Below are 14566 nucleotides of genomic sequence, written 5' to 3'. Positions count from 1 at the left end.
CTTCCTATAACTCGCCGCCATGAGCGGCCTGGAGCCTTGCATGTCGATGTTGAAAACTGCCCTGGCGGGCGTTGTGTTATGCACCAGCGTGGCGGCTTCAGCCCATCCCACGCTGCTGTCTTCCAGCCCGGCATCCGGTGCCCAAGGTGTTGCCCCCGCAGTGATTGAACTGCGCTTCTCGGAAAACCTGCTGACGCAGTTTTCCGGCGCCAAGCTGACCATGACCGATATGCCCGGCATGCCCAATTCGCCAATGCTGGTAAAGGCCAGTGTCGCCGCCAGTGCTGATCCCAAAGTGATGCTGATCAAGCCGGCCTCCACGCTGACGGTGGGCACCTATCGGGTGGATTGGCGCGCGGTGTCGTCCGATACCCACCCGATCCTTGGCAATGTGGTGTTCAGCGTCCAGCCATGAGTGAACTGGTCCCGGTGTTACTGCGCTTCGCCCTGTATCTGGACTTGATGCTGGTGTTTGGACTGGGGCTGTTCGGCCTTTATGCAGACAGCCGGTTGCTGAATCTGAAGCCTCAGCTACGGGCATTGGCGGCACTGGGTTTGCTGCTGTCGGTGGCGTCGTTGCTGTCCATGACCCAGTCCATGAGCGGTGCCGAGGATTGGCCAACGCTGTGGACGCACCTGCAGATGATGCTCTGGCACACCGAATTGGGCTGGACGTGGTGGCTGCGGATTGCGGCGCTGGTTCTGGTTGCACTCAATACCCGGTTGGCCACCGGGTTCGGCGGTGTCGCGTTGGTGACGCTGGCCTGGACCGGGCATGGGGTGATGCATGAAGGCTCGTTGGGGCTGTGGCATCTTCTCAGCGACAGTGCGCATCTGCTGGCGGCGGCGGGTTGGGTCGGGGCATTGGCGGCGTTCGGGCTGATGTTGAGGAGTACGTCTGAGCAGGCGGTGCCAGTGTTGGCACATGCCCTGGCAGGCTTCGAGCGTGTCGGCGCGGTCTTTGTTGCGGTGCTGATTGGCACGGGCGTGGCTAATTATCTGTTTGTGGTCGGGCCGAACCTGAATGGCATTACGGGCGGCGTCTACGCGATCCTGTTGTGCTTGAAGTTGGGCTTGTTTGGATTGATGTTGGGGCTGGCGGCGCTTAATCGCTCACACCTGACGCCGTTGTTGCAGCGCTCCCTGGCGGCGGGTGACCACCGAGCAGCGCGTGAAGCCTTGCGTCGCAGCATCACTCTGGAGTTTGGGGCGGTGGTGCTGATCCTGGGGCTGGTGGCCTGGTTGGGAACCTTGGCCCCCCGCTAGGACTGCGCACTTTTCAGGCATTTGAGCGCCTGGAAGTCGCTACGCACCTTGTCGATTTTCTGGGTGAGCTTCTGCCGTTGCTGCACGGTGCTTTCGGTCATTACGTCGACAATCAGGCTGCGGGCCGCAGCTTCCGTCTGTGCGTAGGCGCTGCGGTATTGCGGGGTCCACAGGCTTTCGCGGTCCACCAGCAACTGCTGCATTTTTTGTGGGAAGTCGGCGTTTTTGCGCTGTTGCACGGCGTCGATAAACTGCGCCTGCCAGCGGGCGCGGTTGCCGATCCATTCCTGGTTCTGCTCGCCCAGTGCAATGGACCAGGCGGTCACGCGGTTCTGCTGGCTGGCGCTGAGCGGGCCGATCCAGGCGTCCAGGCGCTTGTTCATGCGCTCGGCGCGCTCCTTGATCTGCTGGGCCAGGGGCGGTTTGAGGTATTCGTCCTGGCGTTTGCGCAGGTCCTTGGCCAGGGCGTCGCTCATTTCCTTGACCTGCTGGTCGTCCAGGCCTTGGAGCAGTTCGATGGCGGAGGGCGTGATCTCACGGGCGACGTCGTCGATGGCTTGTTTGGCTTCGGTGGTGCGGGCCTGGAGCGCGGCGTCGGTGACCTGGTTGTCGTCGGCCATCCGTTGCAGGCGGTCCAGCCAATCCAGGTAACCTGGCAATTGCGTGGTGCAGTGCCAGGCCAGGTGTTCCTTGAGCTTGTCGTTGAACCAGCTCTTCTGCCCGGCGTTCATGTCCAGGTAGTCGTTGAGGGTCCAGGGGATGATCACGTCGAGGTTGCGATAGGCCAGGCCCACGCGATTGCAACCGGCGAGCACCAGGCTCAGGGTCAGCAGTACCACCAGTAGTTTGAGCCGACGCAGCATGGGCGGGTCCTTCGCAGAGTGGGTTATCACATGTGAACCCGCGCCGGGTGCGACAGTTCAGCCCCTCAATAAAACGACCGCGCGGCCTTCAACGTCAACAGGCCATCGCATTGCGAGTTGTGTCCGGAATAGGCCGAGCAATCCCCGCCGCTGAGGCTGGAGTCGCTGTAGATCAGGTTCAAGTCCACGCCCATCCACTGCCGGGAGAATTGCACCGACCAATCGCTGAAGGTGCGGATGGAACCGCCTTCCACTGAAACCGGCGTGCCCAATTGATGAGTGGTGTACTTCATGCTGACGCCAATGCCGAACGGCTGGGTGCCGCCGAGGTCAGCAAACAGGGTGCTGTCCTGGCGATCCGGGTCGTTGCTGAAAGAGGCGCCGAAGCGATTGCCCAATAGGTTCAGGCCACCGTAGAACTCCTGGCTGTCGAGGGGGCTGAGCTTGGGGTAGCTGTAGTGGATCAGGCCCACTTCGTAGCCCAGGGTCTGGTCGAAGGGATGCTTGAAGCCCATGTAGGAATCGACTTCGAGGGTGCTGGACGAGGACAGGCCCATGTTCGGTGAAAACTGGCCGAAGTACAGGCCGCTGTCGTGGCTCAGGTCCAGCCCGCCATGGAACGAATCGCTGCCGGGAGACGTCGGCTTGACCAGGCCCTGGGCCATGCTGCGACTGGGCGTCGTGCCCAATTTCAAGTCGAAGTCACCCAATTCACGCTGGAAGATCTGGGCTTCGGCGAGAGGGCTGGCAATCAGGGCGCCGACCAGGAACATGCAGGGTTTGAACATGCTTCACTCCATGAAAAGCGAGGAGCAGTGACGGAGAAAATCGGGCAGATGCCCGTGCTAGACGTGTGCAAGCATACCGGCGAATGCCAGGCGGAGAGGCCCGTTCGTCGATTAGCACGTGATTGAAGGTACTGCAGAGGGTCTTTCGAGCTCTAGTCCTAGCGCCTTGATGGCAAGACGCTTAGGGACCAGGTGTGTTGCGCGGTATTACTTCTTACCCAGGCTGATCTGCTTGGATGGGCCGAAAGTCTGGCCGCTCACGCCCTTGGCAATCTGCTGGATTTCGCCGCCGGACTTGAGGAAGGCAGCAATCTGGCTGTTGATCGATTCGCTGGTTTCAACGGCGGGAGCTGGCTTTGCTTTGCTGTTGGATGCTTTTACGCGCATGGCGGCCACTAACCTGTAGAAAATTAACTTGGCCAGGCATCGTACAGGAAATACTTGACAATTGCTTGGCAAATATCCCCCGGGAATAACTGGGACGGTGGGAAGTAGCCGAAGTTGATCGCTGAAATAATCCCCTAACTTACTGTTTTAACTCGAAACCATGCAGCTGTCCGCGACCGACTGCCTGGAAAAAATGGGCCGATTGATCAGACGAGCGGGGCAGCGCCATGGCAACCCGCGATTTTTCAGGCACGCGCGCGTGGCGAGCGCAACTCGGGTAGAATGCCGCCCACGTAATGAGGGTATTGAAAATGGCTTTGGTCGGGCGCTACAACAGCTTGCAAGTGGTTAAACACACTAACTTTGGTTTGTACCTGGACGGTGCGCAAGATGGCGAAATCCTCTTGCCTAATCGGTATATCCCCAAAGATATTCCCAGTGAAGATGAAGACTGGCTTAACGTTTTCATTTACCTGGACAGCGATGACAAACTTATCGCCACCACTGAAAAGCCCAAAGTTCAAGTGGGTGAGTTCGCCAGTTTGAAAGTGGTAGAAGTCAACAGCATTGGCGTGTTCCTCGACTGGGGCCTGCCCAAGGACCTGTTGCTGCCGTATTCGGAAGAAAAACGCCAGATGACCGCAGGCGAATATTGCGTGGTGCACGTCTACCTCGACAAGCACACCAAGCGCATTACCGCCACTGCGCGCCTGGATCGCTACCTGGACAAGACGCCCGCCAACTACCAGGTGGGCCAGGAAGTCGACCTGCTGGTGGCCGAAGCCACTGATATGGGCTTCAAGGCGATCATCAACAACAAACACTGGGGCCTGATCCACAAGAACGAAGTGTTCAAGTTCCTGCGCCCAGGTAAAGAAGAAAAAGGCTTTATCAAAGAGATCCGCGCCGATGGCAACATCAGCCTGAGCCTGCAGCCGGTTGGCCAGGAAGCGGCCTCCAGCCTCAACTCGAAGATCCTCGCCAAGTTGCGTGAAAACAACGGCAGCTTGCCGGTCAGCGACAAGAGCGATCCGGCCGTGATCAGCAACTTGTTCGGTGTGAGCAAGGGCAACTTCAAGAAGGCCATTGGTGCGTTGTACAAGCAGGGCCAGATCGTGATCCACGCGGATCGCATTGAACTAAGCTGACCCCGCTTTGCTCTTCTGTAGACGCCCGTCGGCGTCTACAGAGGTTGCATCAATGAGCAAGAAATCGCTGTTCGCCTACTTCGGCACGTTGCTCGCCTTCCTGATCCTGGACGGCCTCTGGCTCGGTGTCCTCATGGGCCCCACCTACAAATCCCTGCTGGGTCCACTGATGCTGGACCAACCTCGCCTGTTGCCCGCCACACTCTTCTATCTCCTTTACGTGCTCGGTTGCGTGGTGTTCGTAGTCTTGCCCAGCGCAAGCTGGCAGCGCGCTGCATGGCTGGGTGCCTTGCTGGGCCTGGTCGCCTATGGCACCTATGACTTGAGCAACTGGGCCACGTTGCAAGGTTGGTCCGCGCAGTTGGCGGTCATGGACATGGCGTGGGGCACCTTCCTGACTGCAGCCTGCTGCACGGCAGGTTATCTGTGTGCACATCGAGTGCAGCGCTGATTGTGTACAGGATTTTTGTGCACCGTTGCTGAGCGCATGCCCTGTGTCCAAGCCTGTTCCCCTCCCTTTGGAACACCGTTCCAGAGGGATTGGGCTCAATTGGCACGCATTCTGCTGAATACCTCGTATACAAACAAGGCCGCCTCCCGTATGCACACCCGTGACGGAAGCGCAGGCCGGTATTTCGAGGAGCCCCGCGATGACCGAACAATTGCCCAAAGGCTACAGCCCACGCCTGTATAACCAAGACCTGGGCCCGCTGCCGCAAAAGTGGAACTGGTACAACATTTTCGCCTTCTGGATGAGCGACGTGCACAGCGTCGGCGGTTATGTGTTCGCTGCCAGCCTCTTCGCCCTGGGCCTCGCCAGTTGGCAGGTGCTGATCGCCTTGCTCGCCGGGATCTGCATCGTGCAAATGATCGCCAATCTGGTAGCCAAACCGAGCCAGCAGGCTGCGGTGCCTTACCCCGTGATCTGTCGCCTGGCATTTGGTGTGTTTGGCGCGAACATTCCTGCGGTGATTCGCGGCTTGATCGCGGTGGCCTGGTATGGGATTCAGACGTACCTGGCGTCGAGCGCCTTGATCATCGTGGTGCTGCGCTTCTTCCCACAGATGGCGGTGTACGCGGAGCCGCATTTTGCGGGCTTGTCCTACCTTGGTTGGTTTGGCTTCCTCAGTCTGTGGCTGTTGCAAGCGGCGGTGTTCTGGGCCGGCATGGAATCCATCCGGCGTTTTATCGATTGGGCCGGGCCGGTGGTCTACGCGGTGATGTTCGCCCTGGCGGGTTGGATCGTGTGGAAGGCGGGCTGGTCGAACATCAGCTTCACCCTGGCGGAAAAATCACTGTCGGGCTGGCAGGCCTTCGGCCAGGTGATCGTGGCGACGGCGTTGGTGGTGTCGTACTTTTCCGGGCCGACCCTGAACTTCGGTGACTTCAGCCGCTACTGCCGCAGCATGCGGGACGTGCGACGCGGTAACTTCTGGGGCCTGCCGGTGAATTTCCTGGCGTTTTCCCTGGTCACCGTGGTGATCGTCTCGGGCACCTTGCCGGTGTTTGGCGAAATGTTGCATGACCCGATCGCCACGGTTTCGCGCATCGATAACAGCATGGCGGTGTTGCTGGGGGCGTTTGCTTTTGTCACCGCGACCATCGGTATCAATATCGTCGCCAACTTCGTGTCCCCAGCCTTTGACTTCGCCAACGTTGCGCCGAGCAAGATCAGCTGGCGTGCGGGTGGGATGATCGCCGCAGTAGCGTCGATCTTCATCACACCGTGGAACCTGTTCAATAACCCGCTGATGATCCACTACACCCTGGATATCCTCGCGGCCTTTATCGGGCCACTGTTTGGCATCCTGCTGGTGGATTTCTACCTGATCAAAAAACAGCAGATCGACGTGGACGCGTTGTTCGATGACAGCCCGAGCGGGCGCTATTACTTCGACGGCGGTGTGAACTGGACGGCAGTCAAAGCGCTGGTGCCCGCGACGCTGGTGGGCGTCGCGATCACCTTTACCCCGGCGTTGCAGGGCATGGCCAACTTTGCCTGGTTTACCGGCTGCTTCCTGGGTGGGCTGTTTTTCCTGGTGTTGGCGCGGCGTGAACAGGGGCGTGTGCCTGCACCGCTGGTTGCCGGCTGACCAGGATCGAGCCCGCCAACAGCAAGCCAGCGCCGGCCACCACCAATGCCGGTTGCAGCCCACCACTCAGGTGGCTGCTGACCGAGGCCAGCAACGGCCCGCTCAATTGGCCGATGGCGAAGCTGGCGGTGAGCAGTCCGGTGCTGCGCTGGTAGCCGTGGGGAGCGACCTCGCGCAGGCGGGCCATCACCAACTGCATGCAGGCCAGGAACGGTCCGCCGCACAGCAACACCCCCAGTGCCAGGCCCCAGCCATTGCCCAGCAAGCAGGCAAACACCCCGGCCGCTTGCAGCCACAATGTGGTCATCAGCCAGCGGCGAGTGGTGTCTGGGTCCTTGCGGCGCAGGGTTGCCACCACTACGCCAATCGCGGCGGCCAGGCCGAAGCATGGCCAGAACAGGTCGGCTTGCCAGGCACCTTTGAATTGCGCGCTGGCCATCTGCGACAGGAACGTCGCCGGGATGATGTAGCCAAGACCATACAACACATAAATCCAGCACAAATGCGCGATGCTGCCGTTGCTGCGCGCGTCGACGTGCCCGGCAACGGGCGTACCGGTGGGAGAGGGTTTGGGCAGGAAAGGCAAGATGGACAGCAACATCACCAGCGCCACCGTGCCATATACCAGCCACAACGTGCCCGAGTTTTGCCCCATCAGGTTGGAGCCCAGCGCCAGCAAACCGGTCAACAAAATTCCCAGCCCCGGCCCGGCAAAAACCAAGGCACCCAGGCGCGGACGCCCGGCAGCAATCGCCAGCGGCTGGCTCAGGCTGGTGATCATCACCAGGGCCCAGGCACTCGCGACACCGGTCCCAAAGCGCAGCAACAGGTGCGGCCAGAACCCGTTGGCCCAGTACGACGCCAGGGTCAGCAGCACGCACAGCCACAACCCGCCATATAAACGCCCACGGACATGATGGTGGCTGCGCGCGAAGATCGAATCTACCGCGCCGACGAAGTAGCCCAGGTAGTTTGCAGCGGCAATCAGGCCGGCGCCGGTCAGGTCGATCTGCCCTTCACTGAGCAGATGGGGCATTTGTGGGGTGAGGGCGAAGCGGCCAATCCCCATCGCCATCATCAGGGCGACAAAGCTGGCGAGTAAGCGGACTAAAGGAGACATGATCAGTATTCCTGCGAGTAAACGAATACCCTCAGGCTAAAGTGAATTGACTTTCTGAAAAAATGAATAATAGTGAGTAACTTGTTCAGTTTTGGAGAAAGGTATGGAGTTCAGTCAATTGCGCATTTTCCAGGCGGTGGCGGAAGAGGGCTCCATCACGCGCGCGGCTGAGCGCTTGCATCGGGTGCCGTCGAACCTGTCGACGCGCCTCAAGCAAATGGAGGAGCAGCTCGGCGTAGAGCTGTTCGTGCGTGAGCGCCAGCGCTTGCAGCTGTCACCGGCCGGCAAGGTGTTGCTGGACTACAGCACTCGACTGCTGGCCCTGCACGACGAAGCCCACGGCGCGGTGCAAGGCGGGCAGCCGGCCGGCGATTTTGTGGTGGGCAGCATGTACAGCACAGCGGCGGTGCACTTGCCGAAACTGCTGGCGGGCTATCACAAGGCCTACCCGATGGTGAACCTTCAGGTGCAATCGGCACCCAGCGGAGAGCTGCTCGAAGGGTTGATCACCGGCCGGCTGGATGCGGCATTTGTGGACGGCCCCATCACCATCGCTTCCCTGGACGGTGTGCCTCTGTGCGAAGAACGCCTGGTGCTGATCTGCGAGGCCGACCATCCGCCCGTACAGGGGCCGCAGGATGTGGCGGGGCGTTCGGTGTTCACCTTCCGTCGCAGCTGCGCCTATCGCACCCGCCTGGAAACCTGGTTTTCCCATGAGCGGGTGGCCATGGGCCGGGCGATTGAGATCGAGTCTTATCAGGGCATGCTGGCGTGCGTGATCGCCGGGTCCGGGGTGGCGTTGATGTCCGAATCCATGCTGGAGAGTTTGCCAGGCAAGGACAGCGTGTCCGTTCATCCGTTGAAAGGGCCTTTTGCCACTGCCACCACCTGGCTGATGTGGCGAAAGGGTATGCTCGGCGCTAACCTCAACGCATGGATCGACCTGCAGCAAGCCAGCAAGGCTGCGGTCCTGCACGACACGCGCGCCATTGCTTGAGCGATCCGTCAGGATTTTGATGAATTCAGTAATAGTTCGTTGTGGTTTCGTTCAAGCATTACGTAGGACTTAGGGCTACTATCACTGTAGGAAAAGGCGACAGAACTTGCGCCTACCAGCATTACCCTCAAAGGGGGCAACCATGAAAGAGAAAATTCAAAACTGGCTCCATGATCTGGGTGTTGCACTGGGCTTGATCGAGCCTCCGCTGCAACCCGTGCCGATTCGCACCGATGACGAGCAGCGTCGCCCACGTCGCAGGTAAGTCCTGGAAGCGCTCACGCGATCCAATCGCGCGGGCGCTGACACCTCGGATCGTTCTTCAGGGCGTGTTCGGTTCCCTGTAATCAGGCTGTATTCGCCGTACATTTCGTAGTGTCCGCAACTGTCTGACGAGGCATGCCTCATTGTCAGAGCCTTCTTCTTATTTTGTCATCCGTGCCCTTTTCCCGGTTCGTCCTTCTATATTTTTGCCTTCACATGGATGAATGGGCATTGGAATGTCGAGCATTGATAGCGAAGGCATGTTGATTTCCGAAAGAGTCGAACTCCGTCGGTTTCCGACGATCGAGCATGGGGATTTGCGTAGCGTGAGCGCTTTGGTAGTCCACCAGACGGACGCTCCGACGGCGCAACACACCTTTAATGCTTACCTTGCCAAGGGCAATGGAGCGCACTTTCTCATCGAGAAAAATGGCGTGATCTATCAGACGGCGAGCCTCAAAAAACGCTGTTACCACGTTGGGCGCTTCCTGCGCTCCAAGTGCCTGGCAACGGATAAGGCGACGTGCGATACCGCTCAAATCCAACCTATCCAGGCACTCACCTGGACCTTGCAGATTCGAGCGCTGGACCGCTATGAGCGCACCAAGGACTACCCTGAGCGATACCCGATGAACGGGGACTCTTTGGGAGTTGAATTGGTCGGCAAGCATCTGGATGCTGCCCGTTACGAGGACGTGACCGCTATGCAGAATCAATCCCTGCGGTGGTTGGTGGCTGAGTTGTATGGCCATTTCCGCCTGACACCGGAGGACGTCTACACGCATCCGCAAATTTCCTACAAACATCCGGGTGAAGCCAGCAGCGCGGTGTGGCAATGAACCTGCGGCGAGGGTTGTTGGGCGTATGGATGATACTTGCCGGGCGCGCGGCTTGCGCTGCGGATATCGACGGCATTGCCATCTCGGGCTTTCACTCCGAAGAGCCGGAGCGCTGTCGACCCAGCGACGTTATGTTGGATGGGCGACAAGTCGCGTCCTTCTTCAAGCGCGCTGAACCTATTAACGCACGCACGCTGCATGACGAATACGACTGGGCACCTTGTTACCTCGAAGGCACACTGAAGTATCGCGGCAAGGCGTGTACTTGGCGGGTGAGGGCGGGGGCGACAGGGGAGATCGAATGCCCTTCAAGCGAGCAGTATTTTGGCTGTAAGTCTTGCGGTGATTTGTTCGAACAGGTCCGCCTGGATGCTGAGTAAAAAAACGGGCACGACATCCGACGTCGCGCCCGCTGAAGAAACCGCTCTAAATCCAGTTGTATCTCAAACCGCGTTGGCCGCCACACCCTCTGGCCGGCGCGACAGCAAACTCACCACTACAAAACTCACCAACCCAATCGCCAGGCTGTAGTAGATCGGCGTGTTTGCATCCAACCCGTCCTTGATCATGAACACCAGCGCCGTCACGAAGCCCAGGGTCATGGAGGTGATGGCGCCTGATGTGGTGGCGCGCTTCCAGAAGATCGCGCCGATCAGCGGGATCAACATGCCGCCCACCAACAGGTTGTAAGCCAAGGTTAGAGCGCTGATCACATCGCTCACCACCAGGGCGATACCCAGCACGGCAATGCCGGTCAGCATCGTGAACAGGCGGTTGATGGCCAGGCTCGACTGTTTGCCGCCACGCAGACGCGGCAGCAGGTCTTCGGTCAGGACGGTGGAGGCGGCGAGCAGGCCAGCGCTGGCGGTGGACATCATTGCCGCCAGTGCTGCGGCAATCACCAGGCCACGGATGCCGTCCGGCAGCGAAGCTTTGACGATGGCGGCAAAGGCGTTGTTGACGTTATCCAGGTCCGGGATCAGTACATGGGCGGCCATGCCGATCAATGCACAGGCCAGGCCATAGAGGATGCAGTAGAACCCGGCGAACGTGCCTGCGTACTTGGCGACCTTTTCGTCACGGGCAGTGAACACCCGCTGCCAGATGTCCTGGCCGATCAGGATGCCGAAGAAGTAGATCATGAAGTAGGTGATGATGGTGTCCCAACCGATCGCGGTGAAGCTGAAACTCGACGCGGGCAGCTTGGCCACCAGTTCGTCCCAGCCGCCGACGCGGTACAGGCAGATCGGCAAGAGGATGAACATCAGGCCGACGGTCTTGATCACGAATTGCACGATGTCGGTGAGGGTCAGCGACCACATGCCGCCGATGGTGGAGTACACCACCACCACGCCACCGCCGAGCAGCACCGAGATCCAGAACGGCAGGCCGAACAGCACTTGCAGCACGGTGCCGATGGCCAGGATCGAGGTCACGCCGATCATCAGTGCGTAGGCCAGCATGATCACCGCGCTGGCCTGGCGGGCCATGGGGTTGTAGCGTTTTTCCAGCACCTGGGTCACGGTGAAGATCTTCAGCTTCAACAGCGGCTTGGCCAGGAACAGGTTCAGCGCAATGATGCCCATGCCCAGCGCGGCACACAGCCAGAAGCCGGAGATGCCATGCACGTAGCCAAGGCGCACGGTGCCGACGGTGGACGCCCCGCCCAGTACCGTGGCGGCCATGGTGCCCATGTACAGCGACGGGCCCAGGTTGCGCCCGGCCACCAGGTAGTCTTCGTGGGTCTTGGCGCGGCGCATGCCGTAGTAGCCGAGCACGAGCATGCCGGCGGCGTAGATGAGTACGACGAATAAATCCAAAGCCATGACGGCGGTTCTCCGATTATTTTTTTAGGCTATTGAGGCGCTTTTTGTGGCGAGGGAGCTTGCTCCCGTTGGGCTGCGAAGCGGCCCCTGGGGCCCATAAACAGCCGCCGGTTCCGGGAACACACGAAGCAAGGTCAGGTACACCACCGAGGCCAGCCCAAGCGTCACCGGCAGGCTGATATCAATGCCATCCGCCAGATTGCCCAGCGGCCCGACAAACTGCCCCGGCAGGTTGACGAAGCACAGGCCCACCAGCGCACTCGGGATCCACGCCCCCAGCCCGCGCCAGTTCCAGCCATGGCTGAACCAGTAGCGGCCGCCGGTTTCACCACGCGTGAACACCTGCAGGTCATCCGGGCAATAGAAGCCGCGACGCACGATCAGGCCGATGATCATCATCACCATCCACGGCGTGGTGCAGGTGATGATCAGCACGGCGAAGGTCGACACGCTCTGCACCAGGTTGGCGGCGAAACGTCCGATAAAGATGAAGGCAATCGACATCACCCCAATCAGCAACGTGGCCTTGACCCGCGACAGCAGGCGCGGGAATACGCTGGACATGTCCAACCCGGTGCCATATAGCGACGTCGTGCCGGTGGACATGCCACCGATCACCGCAATGAGGCACACCGGCAGGAAGAACCAGCTCGGCGCCACGGCCAGCAAACCGCCGACATAGTTGTTGGCCGCAATATAGTCCGGTGCCTTGATCGCCACGATGGTCGCGGTGGCCAGGCCGAACAGGAAGGGAATCAAGGTGGCGATTTGCGCCAGGACCACTGCCAGCATGATGCGTATTTTCGGCGTCTCACGCGGGATGTAACGCGACCAGTCACCCAGGAACGCGCCGAACGAAATCGGATTGCTCATGGCCACCAGCGCGGCGCCGATAAAGGCCGCCCAGAAGCCGGTCTGGCCCAGGGCCACGGTACCGGCGAAGTGGCTGTCGAAGGCCGGCGCAAACGCGAAGATCCCCAGCAGGAACAGCAGGCTCGCCGCCCACACCGCAATGCGATTGACCCACAGCATGAAGCGAAAACCGTAAATGCACACGGTCAGCACCAGGATCGCGAACACGCCGTAGGCCAGGCCCAGGCTCAGGTCGGTTTCCGGTAAGCCAATCAGACGTTTCGCACCGCCCACCAGCGCATCACCTGAACTCCACACCGACAATGAGAAGAAGGCAATCGCCGTCAGCAGCGAGAGAAACGAGCCGACAATCCGCCCGTGCACGCCAAAATGCGCACCGGAAGACACCGCGTTGTTGGTGCCATTGATCGGCCCGAACAGGCCCATGGGCGCGAGGATCAGCGCACCCACCAGCACGCCCAGCACAATCGCCCAGACACCCGCCTGGAACGACAGGCCGAACAGCACGGGAAAAGAACCCAGCACGGCGGTGGCAAAGGTATTGGCGCCGCCGAAGATCAGTCGGAACAGATCCTTGGGGCCGGCGGTACGTTCGTGGTCCGGGATCTGCTCGACCCCGTTGGTTTCTATCTTACGAATACTTTTATCGTTGTTTTTATTATTCATGATCTGCTCCGATCACATTGGCTAAGGGGGCGGCAGCCCTTCCGGCATAGCGGACAAATGTTCGTGACAGGCCAGCCACAGGCCTTCTTGTTGTTCTGCGCCAAGCCCTTGCCGTTTGAAGACAATGGTCTCGCGTTCCTGGCTTTTGAATTGCTCCCCGTTCATGCGCAGCTCGGTGGCCACGTCATGCATGAAAATCGCCACGTCACCTTGCAGGCTGACAAAGGCGTTGCTCGAGGTGCAGGACAGTACCTCGAACCCCTCGTCCCGGCGCCAGCTGTCCCACAACGCCTGGTAGGCGTCGCGACTGAGCAGTGGCTGGGGCAGGGTGTAGAACACGAAGCTGGCGTCCGCCGTGAACGCGCCGAAGTAGGCGGCGCGGTCATTGCGGGCGAAGGCCGCCACCAGGTCGGCGGCGGCTTGCAGTACTTCTTGGGCGCTCATCAGCGATGTGCCACGCCAGGCAGTACGCAGAGCATCTCGTACAGCAGGTTGGCGCCCAGCAGCGAAGTGTTGCCGGTGGTGTCGTAGGGCGGCGAAACTTCTACCAAGTCGCAACCAATCAGGTCGAGACCCTGGCAGCCACGGATGATCTCGATGGCCTGGATGGTGGTCAGCCCGCCGATTTCCGGGGTGCCGGTGCCCGGTGCCCAGGCCGGGTCGATGCCATCAATGTCAAAGCTCAGGTACACCGGGCCACCGCCGACTTTTTCACGCACTTCAGCCATCAAGGGCGCGAGGGAGTGGTGCCAGCATTCTTCGGCCTGGACCACGCGGAAGCCTTGTTTGCGGCTCCAGTTGAAGTCTTCGGCGGTGTAGCCCTGGGCGCGCAGGCCGATCTGCACCACACGGTCGCAATCGAGCAAACCTTCTTCTACCGCGCGGCGGAAGGTGGTGCCGTGGGCGATTTTCTCGCCGAACATATGGTCGTTGACGTCAGCGTGGGCATCGATGTGCACCAGCCCGACCTTGCCGTGTTTCTTGTGGATCGCCCGCAGGATCGGCAGGGTGATGGTGTGGTCGCCGCCCAGGGTCATCGGGATCACGTCGTGTTCGAGGATCTCGTCGTAGGCTTCTTCGATGATGCGCACGGCGTCGAGCAGGTTGAAGGTGTTGATCGCCACGTCGCCGATGTCGGCCACCGACAGCGAGTCGAACGGTGCGGCGCCGGTGGCCATGTTGTACGGGCGGATCATCACGGATTCGGCGCGGATTTCACGCGGCCCGAAGCGAGTACCGGCGCGCAGCGAGGTGCCGATGTCCAGCGGCACGCCGACAAAGGCGGCATCCAGGCCCTTGGCCGTTTGCAGGTGGGGAAGACGCATCATGGTGGCGATGCCGGCAAAGCGCGGCATTTCGTTGCCGCCCAGTGGTTGGTGGAAAATCTTGTCCACGGGAGTGCCTCATCGTTGTTTTGTTTGTTAGGGGCCGATTCT

General features: G+C 60.3%; 17 protein-coding genes. 9 read left to right on the top strand and 8 right to left on the bottom strand.

Features of this window, described 5'->3' with window-relative positions; genetic code table 11:
* Window positions 1-40 precede the first annotated feature (40 nt).
* Together copC and copD are read left to right on the top strand one after the other, a co-directional pair.
* A complete protein-coding gene (gene copC, locus ACP7EW_RS05265; RefSeq protein WP_426215725.1) occupies window positions 41-415 on the top strand; it encodes a copper homeostasis periplasmic binding protein CopC in 375 nt (124 codons plus the stop codon).
* A complete protein-coding gene (gene copD / locus ACP7EW_RS05260) occupies window positions 412-1266 on the top strand; it encodes a copper homeostasis membrane protein CopD (protein ID WP_426215723.1) in 855 nt (284 codons plus the stop codon). The genes copC and copD overlap by 4 nt, the downstream gene beginning before the upstream one ends.
* Here copD and ACP7EW_RS05255 read toward each other — a convergent pair.
* The 3 genes from ACP7EW_RS05255 to ACP7EW_RS05245 form a co-directional block, all read right to left on the bottom strand.
* Complete coding sequence (locus ACP7EW_RS05255) at window positions 1263-2129, bottom strand: DUF6279 family lipoprotein (RefSeq protein WP_426215721.1); 867 nt, start codon at window positions 2127-2129, stop codon at window positions 1263-1265. The genes copD and ACP7EW_RS05255 overlap by 4 nt on opposite strands.
* Window positions 2130-2194: 65 nt before the next feature.
* On the bottom strand, window positions 2195-2917 hold the full coding sequence (locus tag ACP7EW_RS05250; protein ID WP_033900652.1) for a TorF family putative porin: 723 nt from the start codon (window positions 2915-2917) through the stop codon (window positions 2195-2197).
* 207 nt (window positions 2918-3124) lie between these two features.
* The gene (locus ACP7EW_RS05245) at window positions 3125-3304 is read right to left on the bottom strand and encodes a hypothetical protein (protein ID WP_003193095.1); all 180 of its coding nucleotides are present in this window, start codon (window positions 3302-3304) and stop codon (window positions 3125-3127) included.
* A 311-nt stretch (window positions 3305-3615) separates the two neighbouring features.
* On the opposite strand from ACP7EW_RS05245, the gene ACP7EW_RS05240 reads away from it, so the two are divergent.
* From ACP7EW_RS05240 to ACP7EW_RS05230, 3 genes are all read left to right on the top strand, one after another.
* Window positions 3616-4452 carry a CvfB family protein gene (locus tag ACP7EW_RS05240; protein ID WP_017845295.1) on the top strand — a complete coding sequence of 279 codons (837 nt, stop codon included), beginning with the start codon at window positions 3616-3618 and terminating at the stop codon, window positions 4450-4452.
* Between the two features lie 52 nt (window positions 4453-4504).
* Entirely contained in the window at window positions 4505-4903 is a 399-nt protein-coding gene (locus ACP7EW_RS05235; protein WP_426215719.1) for a DUF2177 family protein, read from the top strand.
* Window positions 4904-5102: 199 nt separating this feature from the next.
* Complete coding sequence (locus ACP7EW_RS05230) at window positions 5103-6545, top strand: NCS1 family nucleobase:cation symporter-1 (RefSeq protein ID WP_426215717.1); 1443 nt, start codon at window positions 5103-5105, stop codon at window positions 6543-6545.
* Here the strand turns inward: ACP7EW_RS05230 and ACP7EW_RS05225 are convergent.
* Window positions 6457-7665 (bottom strand): MFS transporter, encoded by a 1209-nt coding sequence (locus tag ACP7EW_RS05225; protein ID WP_426215715.1) that lies wholly within the window; start codon window positions 7663-7665, stop codon window positions 6457-6459. The genes ACP7EW_RS05230 and ACP7EW_RS05225 overlap by 89 nt on opposite strands.
* Window positions 7666-7768: 103 nt before the next feature.
* Between ACP7EW_RS05225 and ptrR the strand changes: the two genes are divergently transcribed.
* The 4 genes from ptrR to ACP7EW_RS05205 all read left to right on the top strand — a co-directional run bounded on the left by ptrR (window position 7769) and on the right by ACP7EW_RS05205 (window position 10145).
* Window positions 7769-8662, top strand: coding sequence for a putrescine utilization regulator PtrR (ptrR, locus tag ACP7EW_RS05220; protein ID WP_426215713.1), 894 nt, complete (start codon window positions 7769-7771; stop codon window positions 8660-8662).
* 142 nt (window positions 8663-8804) lie between these two features.
* Window positions 8805-8927: a PA1414 family protein gene (locus ACP7EW_RS05215; protein WP_003193089.1), complete on the top strand. Its 123-nt coding sequence runs from the start codon at window positions 8805-8807 to the stop codon at window positions 8925-8927.
* A gap of 235 nt (window positions 8928-9162) precedes the next feature.
* Window positions 9163-9765 carry a peptidoglycan recognition protein family protein gene (locus ACP7EW_RS05210; protein ID WP_426215711.1) on the top strand — a complete coding sequence of 201 codons (603 nt, stop codon included), beginning with the start codon at window positions 9163-9165 and terminating at the stop codon, window positions 9763-9765.
* Window positions 9762-10145 (top strand): hypothetical protein, encoded by a 384-nt coding sequence (locus ACP7EW_RS05205; RefSeq protein WP_426215708.1) that lies wholly within the window; start codon window positions 9762-9764, stop codon window positions 10143-10145. The genes ACP7EW_RS05210 and ACP7EW_RS05205 overlap by 4 nt, the downstream gene beginning before the upstream one ends.
* A gap of 63 nt (window positions 10146-10208) precedes the next feature.
* Here the strand turns inward: ACP7EW_RS05205 and ACP7EW_RS05200 are convergent, their stop codons facing one another.
* From ACP7EW_RS05200 to speB, 4 genes are read right to left on the bottom strand one after another with little or no spacing between them, the layout of a single operon-like run.
* Window positions 10209-11591, bottom strand: coding sequence for a sodium:solute symporter (locus tag ACP7EW_RS05200; RefSeq protein WP_095017156.1), 1383 nt, complete (start codon window positions 11589-11591; stop codon window positions 10209-10211).
* A gap of 24 nt (window positions 11592-11615) precedes the next feature.
* Window positions 11616-13130 (bottom strand): purine-cytosine permease family protein, encoded by a 1515-nt coding sequence (locus tag ACP7EW_RS05195; RefSeq protein WP_016976503.1) that lies wholly within the window; start codon window positions 13128-13130, stop codon window positions 11616-11618.
* 21 nt (window positions 13131-13151) lie between these two features.
* Window positions 13152-13574, bottom strand: a complete 423-nt coding sequence (locus tag ACP7EW_RS05190) for a YybH family protein (RefSeq protein ID WP_314529107.1) — start codon at window positions 13572-13574, stop codon at window positions 13152-13154.
* The gene (gene speB, locus ACP7EW_RS05185; RefSeq protein ID WP_016976505.1) at window positions 13574-14524 is read right to left on the bottom strand and encodes an agmatinase; all 951 of its coding nucleotides are present in this window, start codon (window positions 14522-14524) and stop codon (window positions 13574-13576) included. The genes ACP7EW_RS05190 and speB overlap by 1 nt, the downstream gene beginning before the upstream one ends.
* Window positions 14525-14566: the final 42 nt, after the last annotated feature.

Source organism: Pseudomonas sp. DWRC2-2 (genome assembly GCF_049897885.1).
In the GTDB taxonomy this organism is placed as follows: Bacteria; Pseudomonadota; Gammaproteobacteria; order Pseudomonadales; family Pseudomonadaceae; genus Aquipseudomonas; species Aquipseudomonas azotoformans_A.
Note: the sequence above shows the minus strand (reverse complement) of the source record. Positions and strands in the feature narration are given on the sequence as shown.